20 protein-coding genes, 4 tRNA genes and 1 pseudogene are annotated in these 23,433 nt (G+C 36.4%); 6 read left to right on the top strand and 19 right to left on the bottom strand.

Annotated elements, in window-relative coordinates; genetic code table 11:
* Positions 1–143 precede the first annotated feature (143 nt).
* The 8 genes from CUN60_RS02105 to CUN60_RS02070 form a co-directional block, all read right to left on the bottom strand.
* On the bottom strand, positions 144–545 hold the full coding sequence (locus tag CUN60_RS02105) for a hypothetical protein (protein WP_102950444.1): 402 nt from the start codon (positions 543–545) through the stop codon (positions 144–146).
* Positions 546–617: 72 nt separating this feature from the next.
* Positions 618–2,927, bottom strand: a complete 2,310-nt coding sequence (locus tag CUN60_RS02100; RefSeq protein ID WP_102950443.1) for a hypothetical protein — start codon at positions 2,925–2,927, stop codon at positions 618–620.
* Between the two features lie 306 nt (positions 2,928–3,233).
* Positions 3,234–4,577 carry a PI-PLC domain-containing protein gene (locus tag CUN60_RS02095; RefSeq protein WP_102950442.1) on the bottom strand — a complete coding sequence of 448 codons (1,344 nt, stop codon included), beginning with the start codon at positions 4,575–4,577 and terminating at the stop codon, positions 3,234–3,236.
* Positions 4,578–4,728: 151 nt separating this feature from the next.
* Positions 4,729–6,762 (bottom strand): hypothetical protein, encoded by a 2,034-nt coding sequence (locus tag CUN60_RS02090; protein ID WP_102950441.1) that lies wholly within the window; start codon positions 6,760–6,762, stop codon positions 4,729–4,731.
* A 278-nt stretch (positions 6,763–7,040) separates the two neighbouring features.
* A complete protein-coding gene (locus CUN60_RS02085; protein WP_102950440.1) occupies positions 7,041–7,808 on the bottom strand; it encodes a helix-turn-helix transcriptional regulator in 768 nt (255 codons plus the stop codon).
* 101 nt (positions 7,809–7,909) lie between these two features.
* A complete protein-coding gene (locus CUN60_RS02080; protein ID WP_102950439.1) occupies positions 7,910–8,632 on the bottom strand; it encodes a hypothetical protein in 723 nt (240 codons plus the stop codon).
* 6 nt (positions 8,633–8,638) lie between these two features.
* Positions 8,639–9,118 carry a hypothetical protein gene (locus CUN60_RS02075; RefSeq protein ID WP_102950438.1) on the bottom strand — a complete coding sequence of 160 codons (480 nt, stop codon included), beginning with the start codon at positions 9,116–9,118 and terminating at the stop codon, positions 8,639–8,641.
* A 22-nt stretch (positions 9,119–9,140) separates the two neighbouring features.
* A complete protein-coding gene (locus CUN60_RS02070; protein WP_102950437.1) occupies positions 9,141–9,440 on the bottom strand; it encodes an ArsR/SmtB family transcription factor in 300 nt (99 codons plus the stop codon).
* 142 nt (positions 9,441–9,582) lie between these two features.
* Here CUN60_RS02070 and alr point away from each other — a divergent pair, with 142 nt between their 5' ends.
* The 6 genes from alr (at position 9,583) to CUN60_RS02040 (ending at position 15,308) form a co-directional block, all read left to right on the top strand.
* Positions 9,583–10,881 (top strand): alanine racemase, encoded by a 1,299-nt coding sequence (gene alr / locus CUN60_RS02065; RefSeq protein ID WP_102950436.1) that lies wholly within the window; start codon positions 9,583–9,585, stop codon positions 10,879–10,881.
* A complete protein-coding gene (gene hemW / locus CUN60_RS02060) occupies positions 10,874–12,058 on the top strand; it encodes a radical SAM family heme chaperone HemW (RefSeq protein ID WP_102950435.1) in 1,185 nt (394 codons plus the stop codon). Before alr ends, hemW begins: the two co-directional genes overlap by 8 nt.
* Positions 12,059–12,131: 73 nt before the next feature.
* The gene (locus CUN60_RS02055; protein ID WP_102950434.1) at positions 12,132–13,292 is read left to right on the top strand and encodes an acetate/propionate family kinase; all 1,161 of its coding nucleotides are present in this window, start codon (positions 12,132–12,134) and stop codon (positions 13,290–13,292) included.
* Positions 13,292–13,993: a tRNA (adenosine(37)-N6)-threonylcarbamoyltransferase complex dimerization subunit type 1 TsaB gene (gene tsaB / locus CUN60_RS02050; RefSeq protein WP_102950433.1), complete on the top strand. Its 702-nt coding sequence runs from the start codon at positions 13,292–13,294 to the stop codon at positions 13,991–13,993. Before CUN60_RS02055 ends, tsaB begins: the two co-directional genes overlap by 1 nt.
* The gene (gene rimI, locus CUN60_RS02045; RefSeq protein ID WP_102950432.1) at positions 13,993–14,436 is read left to right on the top strand and encodes a ribosomal protein S18-alanine N-acetyltransferase; all 444 of its coding nucleotides are present in this window, start codon (positions 13,993–13,995) and stop codon (positions 14,434–14,436) included. The genes tsaB and rimI overlap by 1 nt, the downstream gene beginning before the upstream one ends.
* Positions 14,433–15,308, top strand: coding sequence for a uracil-DNA glycosylase (locus CUN60_RS02040; protein WP_102950431.1), 876 nt, complete (start codon positions 14,433–14,435; stop codon positions 15,306–15,308). Before rimI ends, CUN60_RS02040 begins: the two co-directional genes overlap by 4 nt.
* A 34-nt stretch (positions 15,309–15,342) precedes the next feature.
* On the opposite strand, the gene nusG is transcribed toward CUN60_RS02040, so the two are convergent.
* The 11 genes and pseudogenes from nusG to CUN60_RS01985 all read right to left on the bottom strand — a co-directional run bounded on the left by nusG (position 15,343) and on the right by CUN60_RS01985 (position 23,286).
* Positions 15,343–15,978: a transcription termination/antitermination protein NusG gene (gene nusG, locus CUN60_RS02035; protein ID WP_158649253.1), complete on the bottom strand. Its 636-nt coding sequence runs from the start codon at positions 15,976–15,978 to the stop codon at positions 15,343–15,345.
* The gene (gene secE / locus CUN60_RS02030; RefSeq protein WP_102950429.1) at positions 15,978–16,361 is read right to left on the bottom strand and encodes a preprotein translocase subunit SecE; all 384 of its coding nucleotides are present in this window, start codon (positions 16,359–16,361) and stop codon (positions 15,978–15,980) included. Before secE ends, nusG begins: the two co-directional genes overlap by 1 nt.
* 157 nt (positions 16,362–16,518) lie before the next feature.
* Positions 16,519–16,594 (bottom strand) — tRNA-Trp (locus CUN60_RS02025).
* 15 nt (positions 16,595–16,609) lie between these two features.
* The gene (tuf, locus tag CUN60_RS02020; RefSeq protein ID WP_102950428.1) at positions 16,610–17,800 is read right to left on the bottom strand and encodes an elongation factor Tu; all 1,191 of its coding nucleotides are present in this window, start codon (positions 17,798–17,800) and stop codon (positions 16,610–16,612) included.
* 54 nt (positions 17,801–17,854) lie between these two features.
* A tRNA-Thr gene (locus CUN60_RS02015) sits at positions 17,855–17,929 on the bottom strand.
* 27 nt (positions 17,930–17,956) lie between these two features.
* Positions 17,957–18,030: transfer RNA gene (locus tag CUN60_RS02010), tRNA-Gly, on the bottom strand.
* A 90-nt stretch (positions 18,031–18,120) separates the two neighbouring features.
* Positions 18,121–18,206 (bottom strand) — tRNA-Tyr (locus tag CUN60_RS02005).
* A 110-nt stretch (positions 18,207–18,316) separates the two neighbouring features.
* Positions 18,317–20,598: pseudogene (topA, locus tag CUN60_RS02000) on the bottom strand (type I DNA topoisomerase).
* A 10-nt stretch (positions 20,599–20,608) separates the two neighbouring features.
* Positions 20,609–21,073, bottom strand: coding sequence for a DUF494 family protein (locus CUN60_RS01995; protein ID WP_102950427.1), 465 nt, complete (start codon positions 21,071–21,073; stop codon positions 20,609–20,611).
* A 6-nt stretch (positions 21,074–21,079) separates the two neighbouring features.
* Positions 21,080–22,171, bottom strand: a complete 1,092-nt coding sequence (dprA, locus tag CUN60_RS01990; protein WP_102950426.1) for a DNA-processing protein DprA — start codon at positions 22,169–22,171, stop codon at positions 21,080–21,082.
* Positions 22,171–23,286 (bottom strand): LysM peptidoglycan-binding domain-containing protein, encoded by a 1,116-nt coding sequence (locus CUN60_RS01985; RefSeq protein ID WP_102950425.1) that lies wholly within the window; start codon positions 23,284–23,286, stop codon positions 22,171–22,173. Before CUN60_RS01985 ends, dprA begins: the two co-directional genes overlap by 1 nt.
* Positions 23,287–23,433 lie beyond the last annotated feature (147 nt).

The following is a 23,433-nucleotide window of genomic DNA, read 5'->3' as shown; positions in this document are numbered from 1 at the left end:
CAGAAATATTTCAAAGGTTTTATAGTTACTAATAGATTTTTACCAACAATTGTAGGTAAACAACTACAAATTTAGGGAATCTTAAAAAGAAACAGGGTAGTAAATACTACCCTGTTCGCCGAATGACTCAAGAAGTGATTAATTTATTTTCTAATCAGAATTTCAGAATATGAACCATATCCCGGGTCATCACTTTCAGCTAGCGCGTCCTTGCTATAGCTTCTATAAGTAATCGTTACTGCTTGGAGCGACTGCGAATCGTGTGTTGGTGTTAGCACTAAAGTAGGATAAAAAATAACTCCATCATTGCTAAGTGGAGCTAACTCAAATACCAACGTATTCCCATTATTAATCCTTAATGATTTGACAGCAGCGCCTTCCCATTTACATTTACCTGAAGAGCATTTACTGACAATACTAATTTTGCCCTTGTTAATTTTAATTGTTTCAATATTTTTTCCATTGCCAGTATATGTTCCATCAAAATTGTAGGCGTGTGCTATACCGACACATGCCAATAAGATAGTAATCACTTTTTTATTCATAATAGAACTTCCTATAGCTAAGATAAAGGGCAGTAGGTACTGCCCTATTTGTTTAGGTACTTAATAATAAGATTACCAGATGTGTAGATACCGTTGACCAGTTACATCCTTACCACCACCATCAATCCGAACATTTAAACCAGAGTTAAATTTTATTTGCGAATGATCAATCATTGTCCCACCTGAAACAGGGTCAATTTGCTGACAGTCAGAGGTAGTACAAACTACACCTAGGCGCACCCTATAGTATCGTTGATCATAATATTCACCTTGAATTTTTAGCATAAATATATAAGTAGAGCCATTATAAATGTAAGACATCGGAACTGTATAGTTAAGGTTACCACCATTAGGAATAACCCCTTCCGTAAATAACATACCTTTGTCATCCAGCCATCTTAGCGGATTATTATATATACTTGAATTAATAATTTGATCATCAAAATTATGATCTGTATCAGAATTAAAAGATAGAAGTTTTCCATCGGGTACAGACAATTCTATTCCTATGCTAAAGTTTCTCTTATCAGTTCCATTATTTTTCACTCCAAGATGATGAACCCATTCATTTTTGGCATTAATAATACTCTTATTGGAAGCAACTACACCAAGCACATTCTTTACACTATCGTCATTTTCCTGCAAATAGTTATAATTAGAATAAACCTCTTTTTCCTCATTCTGACCGTTTTTATTTTTGCAAATAACTGAAATATATGTATTCCAAGGTTTAGATGGCTCTACCGCAGCCTTCCAGTAGGTAATATTTGGAATATCCGTATCTTTATAATTACAACCAATTGTAGCAATATTTTTTTGTAGCTCTTCAGATAAGCCCTGATAAGGAATAAATGGAATGCCATTACTAGCAAAAGTTGATTGCGCAACTTTAAGTTTATCAATCTGTTGCTGTGATACAGTAGCATCAACCTTTTCCCATGATGTACCAACTGGCGGTAGAATTGAGCTATCTTTAAGAATATCCTGATACCCTGGATCTTTCATAATCGCACTGGAAATATCATTCAAAATAATCTTCTCTTCCTGTGCGGTACTGGTTAATTTAGCAATCAAATCCGAAGCTATTAGATTACATTGGAATCTACGACTCAATACCTCTTCGTGAATGTTTTCTGCGGTACCACAAAGAGACACTAATGATTGTCGAATTGAGTCCAGTCGATTAGACTCGTTGATTTGATTATAGAAACTATTAAAACTCTTCAATTGGGAAGTAAGAAATATTTTTGCTGATCCGTCTTTTTGCATAACACCCGCCACATTACCATTTTTTTGTAAAAACTCACTAAAGTTTTTATAATGACCACCATTTAAGATCTGATAATAAGAATCACGTAATGCTGACCATTCTTCTATCTTGTTATTAATTTCAGAAATATTTCTGCTTAAATTTTGATGATCCATTTTATCTGCCAGTTCCTGAATCTGATAGCCGATGGCATCCAACTTGGCATCCATTTCGTTAAGTTTATTTTTGATTTCATCTAAACCATTAAGTACATCGCCCTGAAAACTATCACAGGCTCCTTTTACCACCCGATCAGCAAAATCAAATGGACCGTTAAAGCCTGGGATTGGGAATAATTTAAGGGCTGAAAACGCAGTTAAAATACCAGAGGTATATTGGCTACAGGTTGAGCCATTTGCCGATTTAAGCTGGACTTGGGCGCGATTTAGCGCTAATGACTTTAGCTCTGCCTGTTGTTTTTTTCTTTTTGAGAAAGGACCACCCGGAAGTCTTTTACCTGCATTTAAATCAGCAAGCAGCTTGGTATAAAATTGATCATCGGTTTGTTTCCCTTGTACCACCATTGCTTTATAATAAAGCCCTAATTCTTCAAAATTATCCGGGCGTTTGTCTGGGCTACAATAGCAATCAAAAAATGTATCCAAGCGACTACTTAGATTTGCAGCAAGTAGCTTATCTTTGGCTTTAAGCTGTCTATAAACATATGTTCCCAACATCACATCACTGGTTTCTATTTTACCGAAATTACCCGCGACATCAACTATGGTATAAGCCGTGATTAGTTTATTCTGATTATAAAATTTAAGCGTGATAGGAGCTTGTAAACGCTCATTAAAATCAAGAGGGCAAGTCGCACCTGGAGCGCAACTAAAACTCTGATTTAGAATTTCCTTATTTTGTTTATCTGTAATAATTATTTTGGTAAATGTAGTTTGCTCGGTATTAACTACGCTTAGCTTAATCGGTTTAACATAATAGCTATTATTTCCTGCCCGACTATTATCGCCATCATCACCACTATTATTAATGCAACCAGTAAGGGTTATGCTTCCTGCCAGCATCAGACTACTTACAAGAACACATGATAGTTGTTTTAATTTATTTGGTTTCATTGAAATTTCCCTTTTTATTAATAGTTAATTGGTTTATCTATTCGATGACATCATTTTATTCTTTGGCAAAAAATATAACTATAGACAAAAATGTCTAATAGCCGCTATAGGTAGATTTTATAATTAGCATTTTTGTAATGTATTATACTGTAATATAATTATATTTTATAATGCAAACAAACTTAATAGTATAGTTTAACCCAAAGATGTATACGAAAGGAGTAGATAAATTATCTACTCCTTTCGTATACATCTTTCCTGACTAGCTCCTTGCCTTATTATGCCTTGCCATAAAGACTTAATAATTCAGAGTTCTCTATTGACCTTGTTAGCTTCTATTGCCAAAATAGTGCCATCATAACCATCGCTCCAGTCACGCATCAGAATATTTAATTTTCCGCTTTGTAAGTTATTCCATTGCCATTGATAAACTTTATCTAGGCTTTCATAAGCCATTCTCTCTAGACTATAGCTCAGGTTTTTTGTGATGAAATCACCATCTGGAGTTAATTGCAATTGATTGACAAAGAAACTATCGAAACTGCGATTTTCAAGATATTGACTATTTTTATTAATTAATTCTCCAGTATTTGTAGTATTTGGCCATGGAGAATTAATCGTATTACGTGGCCACGCAAATGAATATTTTGGATTTTTAATGATCTCTTGTGCCAGCTCAGTATCAGGCAGAATAACAATTAAATTTGAACCAAAGTTGCTATTCCAAATATCTGCTAACTTACTACTAGGATTAAATTTATCATAGCTGATAATTCTGCCATCAAATTTTACCTGAATAAAATCCAGAAGTGTGGACAGGCTATTTTTGTCATAACCATAGATATGCTGTAAATCAAGAATAACCATTTCCTTTGGGTGCTCATTTAAAAATGAATCTAGTTGCATTAATGAAGCTTCAAAGCTCTTTTTGCTTAATAGTGTATGAGAAATATAGTTTTTACCATTCTGATGACATAAACGAATATCAAAATAGCGAATTCCCCGATTTAACTGTTGTGACATATCCAGATACTGAGCTTTAGCAAATCCCATTCCGAATTTCTTATACCACGCCGAATCAGGATCCGCTTCACATAGACTGGTTGATAAATCATTAGTTAAAGAGTCATGTGTTCCTGGTAATACTAGTGTTGATAATGACTTATTTTGTAATTGATCTTTCATATTCCCCATCCAGTTTGCATATTCCTGTATATTTTTATCCGCAGGGGTAACATTAATTACAATTAAATCTTTATCTGATCCACGATCATATGTATTGTGTGCATAAGAATTAGTTACAAAATTAGCCCCTTGAGAGCTTACCCACGCGTTAGTCCCAGTATTAGAAATACTATAAGAGGTGCGGGCAATAAAATCGCCTTTCGCGCTATATAGTTCAACTTCTCCTTTTGAGGTGCTATATGAGCAGCCTTTTAATATATCATTTGAAGCTTCAAGATAAATGTTTGCAACATTAACTGATCCAATGGTGGTGTTTATTTGTTCTTGACCGATAACACAGCTTGAACTAACTGATTTTACGGTAAGATATTCTTTAGTAGCATTATCAATTACCAATGTTGCCCCACGACCAGCAAAGGCAGTAATATGAAATAAAATAAATGAAGCCGCAATAATTCTTCTCATTTTTGTTCCTTATTGATTAACAGTTTATTAAAGTATTTTATAGATAAGATTATCCGATAAAACTTGGGGCAAAACAATCGACAGTTTTGTCTAATAAAATACCCCAACTACTTAATCAATTGGGGGTATTCATCGAACTTTCTTTGAAATGTTAGTCTTTTTTAGGTAATACTTCATAGTTTTCATTTGAAGTACCGCTAATTCTCCACTCGCTAGGAGAATTATTATAGCGATACTCAATTTGGTTATCATCGAAATCAAAGAATTTATCATTTTGTAGAGTCAATTTGGTACCGTCATCCCAGACTAAAGTATTTTTATTTTCACGATGACAGCTTTGATCATTATCCGTATTAAGACAACCAATCCCAATCCATTGTGCAGAAGAGTTAGAGTTGATAAATTCGATTTTTAATAAGGCCTGTTTTCCATTATAAGAAATCAAATGCCATTGAGCATACCAACTTTGTGGAATATCTTGATTATATAGCGTTTCTTTACTACCAGGGAAGTTCATTGTCACCCCGTAACCGTTTTTATCCAGTCCATAATCTTTCCATGGCAAAATTTGTCTGTCATTACCACTGATTTTATCTCGGTTATCCAGATAGCGTTCAGGATAGACACTAACATCTTCACCCAATGCTACGTTGGCAGCAGCCCAATAAAATCTGTCAATGTTGTGTAACTTATCACTCACTAGCGAGTCAGCCATGATATTTACATTATTTACATCGTGCCAGTTCCATGCAGTTGAAATCTGATTTTTAGCACTAAAAACACTCAAATCATCAGAATTAAAGCTATATGCCCCACGATTAGTATATACCAACATTTTAGGATAGTTAGTATCAAAACGTAAGTGATCATAGGTAGTTCCCATAATTTTTGTGCCTGCGTATTTATATAATATATCCTGGTGTACGTTGCTGAATTTAGCTGTTTTGTTAGAATTCTGTGCAATCATACATTTAGCACCTAAACGCAAAATGCCATGTTCATTATCAAGCCTGTCAAATACCATCTCACTAATTGCACATTGACCTACAGCTGGTTTATTGCTATTAAATGTATTATTATCAAGTAGTTCTGTAGCAAACAAATTATTAACCCTCGTATATAGATCCTGATTACTAATTGGGGCAAATCCTGCCTTCAGATTTTCACCCAGTTGTACATATTCACCATTATAGTATTGGTTTAGCAGTTTAACAGCTTCTTTAAATCCTTCTTTACCGTGCCATTTTGAATCAAGTTGTGGCAATGAATTTAGATCAACATTGATTCCAAGCGCGTACATATATGCCAGCTGAGCTAGCTGTATATTATAAAGTTTCTGATATGCACCAGATAATTCGCTCTGATAATGCATATTCTGCTGATTATAATAATCTATCTTAGCCATAAAGTTATTTTCAGGAACTCCGCTAAATAATGCTTCAACATACATTTCTTTCCGGCTTTTTAATAAATTAAAGAAAGAAGCGCCACCGCTGTTGGTATTGATATATTTTGCTTTAAACCGTGAAAACAAAATGCTTGAGTTATTTTTACCAATTACCTCTTCAACATCATCTTTTCTGGCTTTTTGGCTGGCTGCATAATCAAATAGAGCATCCAGATCCTTAGCACTAATACTTGAAGAACTATTGCCAAAAATATTTTGCTGAGTATATAGATGATATTGCTCTTGCACTTCCCGCGCAGTCGCATCTGGTTCTTTTAATACTTCTTCAAAATTTGCTTTCATCTGGGCATTGTAGAAATTTTTTACCAAATTTAGGATATCATTTTCTAGATTAAGTGATTTATCCAGCTTTTTATCCATTTCTGCTAATTTATCCTGAATATCTTTTAAACCATCTAATATTTGCTGCTGGCTATCATCTTGAAAAATAAGACCGCCTAACCAGCCGGATAGTAGATTAAATCCAAAATTACCCGGAAAAGCAAAGAAATTACCAGCAAAAGAATCAACAATTGTTTTACTAATATAGTTAGTTGGAGCATCTGATGCTTCTGGAGCTACTTTTATTACTGCTCGTTGGGTATTAGCTTGTGATGCCGTTGATTTTACTGTTGCTGCATTTGTATTAGCTGTACCACCAACATTGTTATTACATGCTACTAAAATTAAGCTACTGGTTAATACACATACTAATTGTTTTAATTTAGTTGTTTTCATTTTTCAGACCTTTTTAGAAGTTGATTACTTTATCTATCTCATGTCATCATTTTATTCTTTAATCAGAAAGATAACTATAGACAAAAATGTCTAACAGTCTGGATTTAAGCACTAGGCGCAGACCTAGATAAGACACTTAGCACATTGAAAATAAACAGTTTGTGACGATAAAATTGAATTTAATGGCAAGACCTAATTCGTAGAAATACTAAGGGAGTAGATAAAATATCTACTCCCTTAGCTAAAAAAGTGATGAAAACAATAATCAATAATTATGGCTAACCCTTAATCATTGGCACGACAAATGGTTTAAACAAGGACGATGGAATGTATTGAAAATAACCACGTTCCATTGCAAGCTTGGTTAGATAACCAGTATTAGAGCCTGGAATATTAAATTTCACACATAGTTTGGTAGCGATAATTGTGGCGATAGTACTTCGGCTAGTTTGTAAGGTTTGCGCTATTTGCTCCTGATTTAAACCATTGGCTAGTAAAAACATAACCTCCTCTTCCCGTCTAGTCAGTTCTATTTTGTCCGGAAAATTATTCTTGGTATCTCCGCTATCATAGAGAGTATAAAAGTGCTCCTGGAAACCAAAAAACTTGGACTCAATCGCGTGACTCTGAATTGCAACCACCTCACCAGCTTTATTGACAATTGGAACATATGTGACAAGGTAACTATTAAACTGGTTATTGTACGGTAATAAATCGAAGAAGCTTATTGCCCGTTTATTCAAAAATACATCTTTCTGGAAATCAAGTATCATTGCAGCATATTTATTGATAGAGTCTTTATGTTCATCACTATAACTTGAACCAAAAATTGCTCTGGCAAGCACATGGCAGCTATCATCTTCATAACTGATGCCAACAGCGTTTTCCCAAAACTCGTATCCCAATGATTTTGCCGACTGATTGGTACAAATCACAAGTTTAAAACTTTGATCATATAAGCATGAGTACATAGGAAGATCAAGTAATTGAATGAAATTATTAGTTATGTATTCATTTAAAAATGGTTCATGACTGAAATTTGCCATAATTGCATATCCTGAAGACTATAGAATAAAGTTTGCCCAAGAATCGAAATTATAACAGATCTCTAATGTGAAAATTATTAGAATGGATTAATATCACAACTCTAATTACAGGATTTCTGAAGTATAGTATAGTATTTATCATGTGGTGGATTAGCTAATGCTTTAAATTTAAAGCAGTATTTATAACCATACATACCACAGATATGACAGCTTGCAATTAGCCCGGTGTCCTTATCGATATTGCCATCAGCTGCCGCTTCTTGATAGATTTGTACTGGCGTATAACTAGCAAACTTCTTTTTATAGTATGAGTCACGTTTTAGATGAGTGATAATTTCAACTTTGTTTTTAGTATAATCATAGCTAAGGCTACCAATATCAGTACTTTCTGCATACGGTGCAATATTTGAATATTTTACGATGATCAGATTATTCTTGATTTGGACCGCATCTTTATAATTTCCCGGACAGTAGGTTAACGCACTTACCTGATACGCATTTTTACCAGTTATTGTTAGGAATTTACACGCAATATTACTATCCATATCCATTGTACCACCACTACCACCAAGAATTATATAGACTGAGGCTTTAGGGTAATTTATCAGCGATAACATATTTAGGGTAAATGAATTACCCTCCTTACCTAGATTAATCTTTTGCTTATTCAGAAGTAGACTATCACCATCGTTATCAGAATGTTTAATCATCACACTACCAAACTGATTACTAGAATTTTTTACTTCATAGCCAAGATCTTTAATTTCTACTGCATAAGAATAATTAATACTAAATAGCAGGCAAGATAATATTAGTCTTCTCATTTTGAACTACTTAATCAGACAATTTGTTGATTTGGCATTGGGTCCGCTACAGCTAATATCATAATTAGTACCTTTATTATCAAGCCCAGTACAAATAGGTACACCATTTGCCCCCAAGCTACAATTCATGGTTACTTTTTCACCAAGACTATCGCCAATGCTACACTTTAATTTATGGTCAGTAGAAGTAGCACAATTCATCGCAAATGTAGTTCCATCGGAGGATTTACCACTACAATTAGTACCTCCTTTGGCATCTGATTTGCAGTCCATATTCAGATTATGTTGCCCATTTTCAACATAATTACCACTACAGCTTGTCTTGCCATCACCTTTGGGCGTACAGGACAGCCCCATTACATTATTACCACTTTCAAGTGCATTACAATGAATAACACCATTGGCATCAGCCTTACAATCGGTTGATATATCCGCATACACGGAAGCAGAAAACAGAGCCAGAACACAAAAAATAATTTTAGACATAGTTATAAACTTAAAAAAGAGGCTAGCAATAAAGCTGCTTTAATACTTCAAGTACTTTGATCACATTATCATCGGCTAAGGAATAATAAATTGTTTGCGATACTTTACGTGTTTTCACCAGATTATCATTGCGTAAAATTGCTAGATGCTGTGAAAATGCTGATTGACTAAGGAGCGAGAGTCGTGAAAGCTCTCCAGCACTTAATTCACCACCCACAAGATGGCATAAAATCAGAAGCCGATCTTTATGCGCCATTTTTTTTAAAAGATTTACCGCTATCTCGGCTTTTTCTTTTAGTGCGGTTAATTCATCTAATAACATAGCAACTCCAAAGTTTGTTTTATTACATTATTTTAGGTTTTAATTGTTAATTCTGTCAAATAAAAGCACATTTAGCCCATATTCGCGGATATGATAAAATGAAGATCAAAATTAATACTGCATACTTAAGAGGGAAGAGACTATGCATAAACTTCGTTTACTGACAATACTTGGAGCTGTTACATTAAGTTCATTAAATTCTTTTGCACTTGATTCTGTAGCTAACGCAGATCCTCGTGGAAACATAACAATTAACCAAAAAACGACACCTGCAACGAATTTTGTTGAAATAAGTCCAGCTGCATATTATCATAATCTACAAGAAATCCGCAAAATGGTTGGACCGAATGTAAAAATTTGCGCAGTAATGAAGTCAAATGCATACGGACATGGCATAGATAATCTGATCGCCGAAGCATTAAAAGCCAATGTTGACTATATCGCAGCTGTCGATAATAATGAATTCCGCTTACTCTCCAACCGAATCAAAGCCGCACATAAAAAAACACATTTACTACGAATTGCACCGGTGACGAAAGCCGAATTAATCGAAGCCCAAAGAGGAAACTGGAACGTAGAAGAAATCGCAGGTTCGCTTGAAGAAGCCAAAATGCTATCTGATACTGCCGTTGAATTATCGAAAAAACTGGGTAGAAAAGTCATAATAGCTATCCATGTCAATGTAGAAACAGGCATGGGACGAATGGGATTCAGAGATGTTAATGAGATAAAACAAGCGATTACCCTACCTAACCTCAAGCTAGTTGGAATAATGACCCATTTTGCCAAAGATTATGAAGACCCCCCAATTGACTATACCGCAACTAGAGCACAATTAGATACTTTTGAATCGGTTGTTAAAGAACTTAATCTAGATAAAAGTGTTATTCAACATGTGGCAAACTCTGGTGCTGCAGCTAAATTTCCATGGGCACGCAAGGATATGGTTCGAGTGGGCTCACTAACTTATGGTGAAGATTTGGATGATAGGCAAGATCCACATCATGTATTACAACCCGTAATGCCTTCTTTCAAAAGCACCGTCGCCATTATCGAACGGAATGTTCCACCGCATTCACCAATTAATTATGATGCCATGCAGTACACTCGAAGCGATAAACCTTCTACTACAGCAACGCTTAGAATCGGTTATTATAATGGCTTCCCACAATACGCTTTTCAGGAAAGTGCGGTAGTATTAATTCGTGGGCAGAAATTCCCGGTAATTGGCAAAACCTCAATGAATATGTTGGTAATTGATATTACCGATGAAAATCAGCAAAATCCGGTTAAACTTGGTGATGAAGTTGTACTGGTTGGCAAACAGGGAACACAACAGATAACTTGGGATGAATTTGCCGCTCGCAACAAAATGGGTATTGTAGAACAAGTGCTACTAATAGGTAATCAATCTCCACATGTGATAATCAAGGATAAATAAAATTTCAACTAATTCACTAACATTAAAACAGCTACCACCATTATCATTATATATCCATATGCCGTGGTGTGTAAAGAAATGCCCGTATTGTGACTTCAATTCACATAATTTAAAAGGTGATTTACCAGAAGAACAATACATAAATGCATTATTAGCTGATTTGGATCAGGCGCTTCCCTTAATCTGGGGGCGCTCATTCCAAAGTATATTCATTGGCGGTGGAACGCCAAGCCTTTTTAGTGGCAAAGCCATCGATAATCTTTTAAGTCAGATTAGAACGCGCATCCGACTTTCTCCATATGCAGAAATTACGATGGAAGTAAACCCAGGAACTGTTGAAAGACAATACATTAATGAATATAAACAAGCTGGGGTAAATCGTATCTCGCTTGGGATTCAATCATTTAATAACAATCAATTAAAAGCGCTGGGACGTATCCATGATGCAGATGAAGCTAAATCAGCTATCGAAATAGTTGCAACTACCTTTGATAATTTCAACCTAGATATAATCTATGCGCTACCTAAGCAAACTATCCCGGATGCAGAAAATGATATTCGTCAAGCAATCAGCTTTAATCCAACGCATATTTCAGCATATAACCTGACAATTGAGCCAAATACTGAATTTGCAAAATATACTCCAGTGGGATTACCAGATAATGATACCTGCTATCTAATGCAGGATAACCTTACCTCTATTTTATCTGAGCATGGCTATAAACACTATGAAACTTCAGCTTTTGCCAAAGAAGGTTACCAATGCCAACACAATCTAAACTATTGGCAATTTGGTGACTATCTGGGAATTGGTGCAGGGGCACATTCCAAACTAAGTTTCCATGATAAAATAATTCGCCAGATGCGCGATAAACATCCCACACAATACCAAGAAAAAGTTACATTAGGCAAGCATATTCTTGAAGATCTAATGGTTAATAGTGAAGATTTACCATTTGAATTTATGATGAATACATTAAGGCTCATTGAGGGGTTTAATACCACTTTATTTAATGAACATACGGGGTTACCATTAAATAACGCTCTTCCCCCACTATTAAAAGCTCAAGAGAAGCAACTAATTGAAATTTTGCCAGATAAAATCCGCCCAACCAAGCTTGGGCAGAATTTCCTCAATGATCTACTGGTAATGTTTTTAGCGGATAATAAAAATTAATTCCAGCAAATAATTTACTGATAGTCAAAATGATTTATAATATACACACCACAAAAACATACCGGAGAATAAAATGCTGATATTGCTTATCCACCGTAATGGCAGGATTATTAATTATCAGATTTATAAATTTTTCCAAAAAAAATATAGTCTGCAACTAAATGGCAAAATCGATTTTAGCAATTTTGCTGCAGTTAATTTTACGGAAATTAACTCACAAAATAAAAAAAACCATGATGAAATACGTAATGACTTAGAGAATGACCTACTAAAGAGTCATATAGATTTTCAATTACTAGTTGCTAATTCTCCACTCATTAATAAAGAGCACTCCATAATTGTCAATAAAATAAGCCATGGGGGAGATACTTTTAATGAAATCACATTATTAAGCGAACAGGCAATTGAAAAGCTAGCTGAATACTCAATTCTCGCACCCGGAGATCAAGAAGCTGACCTTGAATTAACCAAAACATTATTAAACATGTTTCCCAAAGCAAAACACTACGCTTCATTTGAAACAGCATTTCACGCTACCATCTCCAATACGCATAAAATGCTACTACCAAGCCTTGAATATACTAGGGAATTTGCCAGAAATTATGGTAAAAATGGCTTATTATTTGCAGCAATAAATCAGCGCCTTAATGACATTACCGAAAAGAAAATAGCAAAAGGCAAATGGTTATTCATTGATATAGACGCCACAGAAACAATTATTTGTGCGGTTAAAAATAATAAAAGTGTTTATTCTACCGCAAGCTTCATCCATGATGAATTACTTAACTTTAAGTCATGTGGACTTATCGATCCACAACTTGCGCTAATAATTGAGGCAAAGCCTACGCAAATATCTAATTTATTTGCAAAGTTAAATTTATCTCAGCTAGATATTCCAAATAAATCAATCTTAGAAATCATAAAATCTGATGAGCCAGCGATAAAAATCTTGGGTAATTATTATTTTAACCAGCTAATTGCTACAATCGGTAAATTAGCAGCAATAATGAAAGGTCTTCATGGCATTGTATTTACTGGTAAAATTGCTGCCTTGGATCCACAAATCCGAGGTAGTATATGTGAGCAACTGGAATGGCTTGGTGTCGAATTGGGTAATAAAAACAATGCAGAAAATAAATTTAAAATCAGTAAAAAAAGTAGCAAAGTTGAAGTCTATGCAATTCAGGCTTCACCACTTGATGGCATGCTGTATCAATTATTAGATCGAATGTAATGAATATTCTAACAATAGACAGCTCTAACGAGTTTCTGGTATTAGGGGCACAATCAGCTACAAATACTGAAAAATCCATGATTAAAGCAGGTAATCGCCATTCTGAATTTATCTTACCAGAAATTGATAATATTTTAAAAAAAGTCCAATTAGATTCAGTCTCAGAGCTGGATATGATTGCCTATAACTATGGACCAGGAGCTTTTACCGGGCTTAGAATTGGTTTAGGCTGTGCATTGGGGCTTGCTTATAGCAATAATACCCCTCTGGCAGCAATTCCATCTTTTTTGCTTTATACTTGTCCGGAAAGTCAGAAATATCGTTTTCTTGCGGTAGCTTTAGATGCACGTCTAAATCAAGTATATTTTGCCGTAATCAATCAAGAGGATTTTAGTTACCGAATTAATCCGTGCCTGATACCACCAGAAGAAATTATTCAAATTTTGGAAAGCGATACTGTACTAAACTCTGATAATTGCTGGATTACGGGTAATGGTATCCCAGCCTATCTTGATAAGACCACTACTTTAAGCAATAAATTTGCATATCTGCATCAGGAATATCCGGATGCTTCAAGAATGCTGGAACTATGTAATCATGGACGCTATCAACGCTTTGATTGTAAAAATGCTGATTTGATGTATATCCGCGATAAAGTAGCCTTGAATCTTGACGAGCAAAAAAAGAGCAAAGCCCAATAATGATAATTCGCGAACTTGGAGCAGAAGAAGTTGGGCTACTAGCTGAAATTGATATATCGGTCAATCCAAGTGCATGGTCAATCGAAAACTACCTAGATGCGATAAATAATGAAAACCAGTATATATTGGGTATTTTTGATGAGTTGGATATTTTAATCGGTGGTATAACCTATAGTAGCGTTCTTGAAGAAGCAGAGATTCTACAAGTTTGTATTGCCTCTAAAGAGCAAGGTAATGGTTATGCATCACAATTATTTAATCATTTATTCGATACGCTAATAAACTCAGGAGTAACGCAGATTTTCCTTGAAGTCCGCTCTAATAATATCCCAGCAATAAACCTTTATCATAAGCTGGGATTTAATATCATAGCAGAACGAAAAAACTACTACAGAATAAATGGCAAACTTTTTGATGCGCTGGTAATGGCAAAAAGCATATGAAAAAATCTGAACAAAACTCTTTATCCCTATTAATTGGTAATTTATGGGTTCCCAAAGCTGATGTAATTGCTGATCTACGGACAAAAAATCAACTTCCAGAAGCTGAGCTAAGATCGATTAGTAATAAAGAGAAAATAAAACCTGATGCTGAAATGAGGGAAATTAATCCAGTAGCAATTATCGAAGAAGAGAAGCCGCTAATTAAACCAGTATTAGAAGAAGAGAGCGAATCAAAGAAAAACATCGTCAGGAAAGACACTCCAGTAGTCAATGAAAGTAGCCCGCAGGCGACTCAACTCACTCCAGAAAAAATGATATTAATTGATAATTGGCAAGAGCTTGAGCATCAGATCATTAACTGCCAAAAATGTAAACTTTGCTATGGACGCAAAAATGTTGTTATCGATCGTGGTAAGCGGAATGCACGCTGGATGTTTATTGGTGAAGGTCCGGGGGAGCAGGAGGATATTCAAGGAAAACCATTTGTTGGAGCATCTGGGCAATTACTCGATAAAATGATAACCGCCATGCAATTATCACCAGAAAATGATGTTTATATTGCCAATGTGGTCAAATGCCGTCCGCCAAATAATAGAAATCCAAATGAAGAAGAAATCGCAGCCTGTAGCAATTACCTTCTTAGCCAGATTGCTATGGTAAAACCAGATATTATAATAACTCTTGGGCGCTTTGCCATCCAGACTCTATTAAAAACTACTCTCGCGGTTGGTAAACTTAGAAATAAAGTTAATTACTACCAAGATACCCCTGTAATCGCAACTTATCATCCATCATATTTACTACGTACGCCGGAAGCAAAAAAGGACGCATGGGCTGATTTGCAGCTAGCGATGAAAACGTTTAAGTCATAAAAATAGGCATCATTAAATGATGCCTATTTTTATATTATCCAAGCTTTTCAACCTGCCCAAACTCCAAATCAACCGAAGTTTCCCGTCCAAAAATCTGTACATTTACACGCAACTTGAATTTATCATAAATAACATCTTCAATGATTGCATTAAAATCAACAAACGGACCATCAACAATTCGGATTTTCTCACCAACTTCAAATTCAACCTTGTGTTTGGCTTTTTCTTTAGAGTCATTAACTTGTTGTAGAATACTATCCACTTCTTTTTGTGAAATAGGTACTGGACGAGAGTCTTTGGCAACCCCAATAAAACTTGATACTTTTGGCGTTTTACGGATTAAAAGCCCCATCTCGTCACTATAATCCATCTTAACTAAAACATAGCCAGGAAAGATCTTACGATCATTTTCACGCTTTTTACCATTCCGTACTTCTTCAATCTTTTCTTTTGGTACTAGAATAATATTTTTCTTGAGAAAATCATCAATCTCAGCATCGCTAGCTAGTTCTGCTGTGATCCCAAATGATTCGCGAACTTGATTAGCTTTATCTTTTTGCCCAGCATATTCGTAATCATTAATTTTTTTGATAATATTAAGTGTCAGTGAACCCTGCACCTTATCTTCCATATTGGTAGCAACTTGTACTACATACCATGCGAGACTCATTAGCTGCCCTTTCCTAAGATTACTCCATACAGAAGCCATGCCAAGCCACTATCTACAGCCCATAAGAATAGACTTAAGATTAGAACAAACAGAAACACAATCCACGTAAATTGCATGGTTTCTTTTCTTGCTGGCCATACAACTTTTTGTAGCTCGCGCCATGAATCACGAATATAGCCATGTAAATTAATACCCATCGGAGCAAGGAAGAAAAATGTACCAGCAGCTGCTAGAATAGATACTACAAATATCCCCCAACGCAACCAAACATTTAACTCTAAACCATAAAATAAACCTAAGCCTAGAAGCAATAATATCAGGGATATATAATTAAATACCACACTCGGCTGTTTAATTTCTTCTGTTTTTACCGGTGAATTCATATTGTAAATACCGTTCTTATAAAAATCAATAGGCAGGAATTATATACTAATTCGGCCATTATAACAATTCTAATTACTTTTGTATTTGATACATAATATGTCATCTGAAATCAGATAACAAACAAGCCGGGAAGTTATAGTCCCGGCTTGTTTTATTTGGCAGGTCAAGAGGGCTTCGAACCCCCAACCCTCGGTTTTGGAGACCGATACTCTACCAATTGAGCTATTGACCTATATTTTTCTAACTATTAAGCAATAATTTTAGAAACAACACCAGCACCTACTGTACGACCACCTTCACGAATCGCAAAACGTAAACCGTCTTCCATCGCAATCGGTGCAATCAATTCTACAGTTATACGAATGTTATCACCAGGCATAACCATTTCTGTACCTTCTGGTAATGCTACTGCTCCTGTTACATCCGTTGTACGGAAGTAGAACTGTGGACGGTAGTTACTGAAGAATGGTGTATGACGTCCACCCTCTTCTTTGCTTAGTACATATACTTCAGCTTCAAATTTTGTATGTGGCTTGATTGAACCTGGCTTAGCTAATACTTGACCACGCTCAACGTCTTCACGTTTTGTACCACGAAGTAGTAAACCAACGTTGTCACCAGCTTGACCTTGATCCAATAATTTACGGAACATCTCAACACCAGTTACTGTTGTTTTTTGAAGATCACGGATACCTACGATCTCAATCTCTTCACCTACTTTGATAATACCACGCTCTACACGACCAGTTACAACTGTACCACGACCTGAAATTGAGAACACATCTTCAACAGGCATCAAGAATGCACCATCTACTGCACGCTCTGGTTGTGGAATGTAAGCATCTAAAGCTTCTGCTAGTTTATAAATTGCAGGCTCACCGTATTGACCTTGATCACCTTCAAGGGCTTTCAAAGCTGAACCACGAATTACTGGTGTATCATCACCAGGGAACTCATACTGGCTTAACAACTCACGAACTTCCATTTCTACTAGTTCAAGAAGTTCTTCATCATCAACCATATCGCATTTATTCAAGAATACAACGATGTATGGTACACCAACTTGACGCGCAAGAAGGATATGCTCACGTGTTTGTGGCATAGGACCATCTGATGCTGCTACTACAAGAATAGCTCCATCCATCTGTGCTGCACCTGTAATCATGTTTTTGATGTAATCAGCATGTCCTGGACAATCAACGTGTGCGTAATGACGACCTTCTGTTTCATATTCTACGTGTGCTGTATTAATCGTAATACCACGTGCTTTTTCTTCTGGAGTGCTATCGATTTGATCGTAACCTTTAGCTTCACCACCGAATTTTTTTGACAGAATTGTCGTAATCGCTGCTGTCAATGTAGTTTTTCCATGATCCACGTGACCAATCGTTCCTACGTTTACATGCGGTTTCGTACGTTCAAATTTTTCTTTAGCCATTTATTAACTCCAAATAAAATTGAAATAGAAATATGATTTTTAAACTAAACCTTATGGTGCCCAGGACCAGATTTGAACTGGCGACCTCTCCCTTACCAAGGGAGTGCTCTACCCCTGAGCCACCTGGGCTTTATATTTTTTACTTAATTGGGAAACTGGAGCGGGAGAAGGGAATCGAACCCTCATCATAAGCTTGGAAGGCTTCTGCATTACCACTATGCTACTCCCGCACGAACCTCAAATTTTATTCTGGCATGATTCTAATATATAGTTTATTTTTTTGCAAGAATTTTTTGATATTTTTCGCACTTAGTTGTCGGTGGTGGAGGGGGCAGGATTCGAACCTGCGAAGGCATTGCCGCCGGATTTACAGTCCGGACCCGTTGACCGCTTGGGTAACCTCTCCATTGACGAGGTGGTTATTTTAACTGAAAGCAACTACAACGTCAAGTTATTATTTACTTTATTTTCAGAGTTTTTTACACCCACCATTCAATTACATTACAAATCAGTAAATTAACTAGCAACGCTGTCACCTGCAACTTTTACTGAATGCTTGCATTTAGGGCAAATATGCTGTGTACCCTTAGTTTTAGTTGTATGCGTCATCATTACCGGATAGGAACATGACGGGCAAACTTCTTTAACTGGCTCATACTTGAATATTGTTTTACACGTTGGATAGTTATTACAAGAGTAAAATATTCCAAACCGCCCTTTTTTAGCAACAACCTTGCCCGTGTTACATTCAGGACATGTAATTGCATTTTCCATCTCTGGTTGATTAATATTTTCGATATGCTTGCACTTTGGATAATTGGCACAAGAGATAAATTTCCCAAATTTACCACTCCTGATTAGCAATTTCCCACCATCTTTTGGACATACGCGATCTGGTACTTCTTCTGGCGCAACAATCTCTTCAGTTTGTCCGTCTTTATCAATCTTACGCATATAATTACATTCAGGATAACCAGAACAGCCGATAAAACGACCATAGCGCCCAATCTTACTCATCAGTTTTTTACCACACTGCGGACAATCCTCCTCCAACACCTCACTGGTAAGCTCTTGCTTGGAAATATTTTGCTTTTCTTTAACTAATGTGCTTAACTCTTCCCAGAATACATCCAGAACTGGCAAGCGATTTTTAGTACCCAACGCGATATCATCAAGGGTGTCTTCCAGATTAGCAGTGAATTGCAAATCAACATATTTTGGCAAATGATTGGTAAGAAACTGGCTTACTACCATACCAATATCGGTAGGCACAAATCTCTTTTTATCCATTACCACATACTCACGCTTTTTCAAAGTAGCAATGATTGGTACATAGGTTGAGGGCCGCCCGATACCTAACTCTTCCAGAGCTTTAATCAATGAAGCTTCTGTATAACGTGGTTTAGGTTCAGTCTGATGAGCACTAATCTCAAGACTATCAATAGGAACTTCCTCGCCTTCGCTTAACTCTGGCAACCTAGCTTCCTGATCTTCGTTTACTTCGTCTTCAATGATTTCTTGATAAACCTTCATGAAACCATCAAAATTAACCATGACTCCATTTGCTCGAAATGTAGTATCCCGAACAACTAAATCAATCGCAGTAGTATCAAGTACTGCCGCAGTTACTTGGCTAGCTAAGGTTCTTCGCCAGATTAATTCATACAGCTTATACTGATCAGCATTGAGGAATGCTTTTACCGATTCAGGAGTGCGATAAATTGAAGTTGGTCTGATTGCCTCATGGGCTTCCTGAGCATTTTTAGATTTACGAGTAAAAACATTTGGTTTGGCAGGTAAATATTCACCTTCAAAATTAGCACCGATGTATTCGCGAATTTCAGCAATCGCCGTTTCCGACAACTGAATTGAGTCAGTACGCATATAGGTGATAAGCCCAACCGTCTCACTCCCTAACTGGATTCCCTCATAAAGTCCTTGCGCTATTTTCATGGTTCGATCAGTTGCAAAGCCTAGCTGCCGTGAAGCCTCTATCTGTAAACTAGATGTAATAAAGGGCGCCGTTGGATTTTTCTTTTTCTGTTTCTTGGTAATCTTTTTAACTACTGCTAAAGATTCACCACTAATTCGCTCAACAATTGATTTTGCTTCCACTTCGGTTGAAATAGTACGTGTCTCAATCTTACGCCCATTATCATCAACTAAACGCGATCTAAACTTAATTCGCCCTTTATGGCTTAATAAATGGATACCGAAATAGTCTTCTGGAACAAATTTGCGAATCTCATCTTCACGTTCGCAGATTAGTCTTAGTGCAGGAGATTGTACTCTTCCTGCTGATAACCCAGGTTTTATTTTTCGCCATAGCAATGGAGAAACATTAAAACCGATCAAATAGTCAAGAGCGACACGCGCCTGTTGAGCATCGACAAGATTATTATCAATTTGTCGAGGATGAGCAACCGCATTTTTTACCGCAGTTTCAGTAATCTCATTAAAAGTAACCCGCCGAATATTTTTACCCTGAGCAAGATTATTCTCACGTAAGATCTCATTTATGTGCCAAGCGATAGCCTCTCCTTCACGATCAGGATCGGTTGCCAGATAAATATCGCTAGATTTGTCTGCTGCAGCAAGAATGTCATCAACATATTTCTTTTTATCATCAATAAACTTATACTTGGGAGTAAATCCGTTTGCAATATCAATTGAACCATTTTTTTTGGGTAAATCACGCACATGCCCCGCAGAACCAAGAACCTTAAAATCCCCCCCAAATATTTGCTAATTGGCTTAATTTTTGCCAACGACTCTACGATCAATAATTTTTTTGCCATATTTTACCTGTTAGTGGATAGTGAAATTATTTAAAAAACCAAATGGAATTTTGGAATCCCCATGCGGCAAAATTTGATACTTATAATGTTGCAAATGAAAAATTAGTCCATCAATTATAGTTTGAACCTCTTCATCAGCTATGCTTGAATTTAACCCAAGTGTTGCCAAACGATCAAAAAGCACTTCTCTCTCACCACTACTAATTAACTTCTTACTTTCCCTTTGCAAAATCTGCTGAATTACAGTCAAAGGGAGACGTTGCTTTTCCCAAGAGCTAATTTCTCGCACAGTTTCAGGGTTAACCTCCATAAAGGAATTTCCATCAAGTATTGGCGCAAACCACTCTAGCATTTCGTGTACCTCTTTATGAGAAAAGCTGTGCTCAGTCAATAATTCATTAACCAAGCCATCCTTATTCAGATAAAGATGTTCATCTTTTTCCGTCATAAATAAAAATTGCAATAACTCTATCATTTATACCTACTTAAAAACACGCTGATATTTACCACCACCGCAATTAGCTATCTGACCAGAGAGCTCTAATTCCAGTAGTTTGCCACATAATTCACCAAAATCATAGTTTAATTTATTCCCAAGACTATCAAGGCTTATCGGGTCAAAGCCCATAGCAAGTAGAACGGGATCATTAGTATCTGAGGCAGATTGCTTTTCTTCCTTTTTCCCTGAAGAGACAAAATGCAACTCTTCAAAAATATCCTGAGCCGTTTCTATCAGTTTAGCCCCCTGCTTTATTAGCTTATGGCAACCACGTGCCATCTGATTATGAATTGAGCCAGGTATTGCCATCACATCTCGCCCCATTTCCAACGCATAGCCAGCACTAATCATTGAGCCACCATCAATTGCCGACTCAACTACCAAACAAGCACGACTTAAACCAACAATAATCCGGTTTCTTTGCGGAAAATTTTGACTAAGCGGTCTTGTTCCCAATGGAAATTCGGTTAAAATTAATCCCTTTTCTGAAATTTCCCGATATAGCCCTTTATTCCCTGCCGGATATTGAACATCAACTCCAGTACCAATCACGGCAATCGTTGAGCCTTCTGCCATAAGTGCTCCCTCATGCGAATAACGATCAATACCAGCAGCAAGCCCGCTAACAATGCAAACATTATTTTCAGACAATTCTCTTGCAAACATCTTTGCATTTTCCACGCCCTGAACAGTTGGATGTCTAGTCCCAACCATAGCTACTTTGTCTTTCCTTGCTAAAAGAGCAATATCTCCTTCAGCAAACAAAACCATAGGTGGAGCCGCAATTTGAGCCAATTCAGTAGGGTATTCTGGGCTTTCAAGAGTAAGAAGCTTACGTTTATCACTTTGTGTTTGCCAGTTTAAAGCTGTTTCAACTGCAGTAAGAGAAGCATCCGACAAAATGCTCTGAGCAACACCCTTACTTACAACATTATTCAAAATAGTCATCGGTTGCTGATAAACATTTTCCACTGAGCCAAAGCTCTGTATCAGCTTTAGCATGGTAATAGAACCAACCCCCGGCGTAAAAGCCAACCTGAGCCAGTTTATCAATTTAATCTCTTTTTCAGCCATTACTGTTGGCTCTGAATAATTGAGTTAATTAAAATTGGTCGTGCCGAATCTGTTATTAGACCGAAAGACATTTTATCATAAACTTTATAAATCAATAACTCCCCAATAACTGTCGGCGGCATAACTAAGTATTTAGGATGATCCATATTCGAAGTTGGATCAATCACCTTGCGAGTATCAGTTATATCAAAAATCATCCCCGTATCTACACCGTCTCGACTACCTCGATTGATAATTACCGTATTATCCTCCGCAGTAGAAGTGATTGCGTCATAAAGTGCAACAATTTTCCCGGTAATAATCATACTTTCCGAACGGTGTGGCGTTAAATCAGGAATCTGTTGTACTGGCATACTCACAACCCGATCAAGCGGACTAACATAATTAACAGTATTGGTTAATTCTAGACTACTAATAGGTCCAATTTGAGTAATGGTTGCATCACCATTATAGCGAACCTCAAAGCCAAGACTTTCTTTGGTATCCGGGTCACTGACTTTTCTAAACTTACTAAAAACTGAAACCTGATCGCCAACTTGTTGTTCTTTGAGACCTTTTACGTAAATATTATCGCCTGCGGTATAGGTAAAATCCCCTGGCGCTCCACCTGAAACCACCATAGGCAATGCTTCAAACTCCCCTTCCGGGATAAGAGTTGGACGTAAAATCAAATTCTTCAGCTTTTTGATAGAAATTGTCGGTAATTCATCGTTTGGTAAATCATGAACTTCAGGCTCAAGTTTCTCTACCGTAACTCCCTGAGCATGGCTAACTGTAAGTAACTTTACACCATCAATAGTTAATATTTGCAAGCTATCCCCGGGATAGATTCTTGTTTTATTAATACTACTAATCCCCAGAAACTGCGGCCAGTATCCTATTTTTTTCAGATACATATGCGCAAGCTTCATGACTGTATCTGTTTTTTTTACAACATAATTTTTTGGCGCAGTAGTCTTGAGCATATTAGCAGGAACACCACTACCACTAAATGTCGAAGACTTTTTCAAACTGTTATCCACAACCTGAATTACGTCTCCCTGACTGGAGGTGGCGGCATATGTTATTGGCAAACAAGCAAAAACCCCACAAAGCAAACCTAATTTTCCTGGCATAAGTAATGCTTTCTTGTTAGAATAATGTATTAAATAATTAATGGTTCACGCAATTTTGTATTTTTATATTTTAGCAGAATATTCTTTATTCCGGTATTAATCTTTCATTATATCGAACAAAAACAATTTGCCAAACCAACTATAAGG

It is taken from the genome of Aquella oligotrophica, from assembly GCF_002892535.1.
GTDB lineage: Bacteria > Pseudomonadota > Gammaproteobacteria > Burkholderiales > UBA11063 > Aquella > Aquella oligotrophica.
This window is presented reverse-complemented; position numbering and strand designations above follow the sequence as displayed.

Excerpts from the sequence above, each read along its gene's own strand:
- CUN60_RS02105 (WP_102950444.1), bottom strand. The coding sequence starts at position 545 with ATGAATAAAAAAGTGATTACTATCTTATTGGCATGTGTCGGTATAGCA.
- CUN60_RS02100 (WP_102950443.1), bottom strand. The coding sequence starts at position 2,927 with ATGAAACCAAATAAATTAAAACAACTATCATGTGTTCTTGTAAGTAGT.
- CUN60_RS02095 (WP_102950442.1), bottom strand. The coding sequence starts at position 4,577 with ATGAGAAGAATTATTGCGGCTTCATTTATTTTATTTCATATTACTGCC.
- CUN60_RS02090 (WP_102950441.1), bottom strand. The coding sequence starts at position 6,762 with ATGAAAACAACTAAATTAAAACAATTAGTATGTGTATTAACCAGTAGC.
- CUN60_RS02085 (WP_102950440.1), bottom strand. The coding sequence starts at position 7,808 with ATGGCAAATTTCAGTCATGAACCATTTTTAAATGAATACATAACTAAT.
- CUN60_RS02080 (WP_102950439.1), bottom strand. The coding sequence starts at position 8,632 with ATGAGAAGACTAATATTATCTTGCCTGCTATTTAGTATTAATTATTCT.
- CUN60_RS02075 (WP_102950438.1), bottom strand. The coding sequence starts at position 9,118 with ATGTCTAAAATTATTTTTTGTGTTCTGGCTCTGTTTTCTGCTTCCGTG.
- CUN60_RS02070 (WP_102950437.1), bottom strand. The coding sequence starts at position 9,440 with ATGTTATTAGATGAATTAACCGCACTAAAAGAAAAAGCCGAGATAGCG.
- alr (WP_102950436.1), top strand. The coding sequence starts at position 9,583 with ATGCATAAACTTCGTTTACTGACAATACTTGGAGCTGTTACATTAAGT.
- CUN60_RS02055 (WP_102950434.1), top strand. The coding sequence starts at position 12,132 with ATGCTGATATTGCTTATCCACCGTAATGGCAGGATTATTAATTATCAG.
- tsaB (WP_102950433.1), top strand. The coding sequence starts at position 13,292 with ATGAATATTCTAACAATAGACAGCTCTAACGAGTTTCTGGTATTAGGG.
- rimI (WP_102950432.1), top strand. The coding sequence starts at position 13,993 with ATGATAATTCGCGAACTTGGAGCAGAAGAAGTTGGGCTACTAGCTGAA.
- CUN60_RS02040 (WP_102950431.1), top strand. The coding sequence starts at position 14,433 with ATGAAAAAATCTGAACAAAACTCTTTATCCCTATTAATTGGTAATTTA.
- nusG (WP_158649253.1), bottom strand. The coding sequence starts at position 15,978 with ATGAGTCTCGCATGGTATGTAGTACAAGTTGCTACCAATATGGAAGAT.
- secE (WP_102950429.1), bottom strand. The coding sequence starts at position 16,361 with ATGAATTCACCGGTAAAAACAGAAGAAATTAAACAGCCGAGTGTGGTA.
- tuf (WP_102950428.1), bottom strand. The coding sequence starts at position 17,800 with ATGGCTAAAGAAAAATTTGAACGTACGAAACCGCATGTAAACGTAGGA.
- CUN60_RS01995 (WP_102950427.1), bottom strand. The coding sequence starts at position 21,073 with ATGATAGAGTTATTGCAATTTTTATTTATGACGGAAAAAGATGAACAT.
- dprA (WP_102950426.1), bottom strand. The coding sequence starts at position 22,171 with ATGGCTGAAAAAGAGATTAAATTGATAAACTGGCTCAGGTTGGCTTTT.
- CUN60_RS01985 (WP_102950425.1), bottom strand. The coding sequence starts at position 23,286 with ATGCCAGGAAAATTAGGTTTGCTTTGTGGGGTTTTTGCTTGTTTGCCA.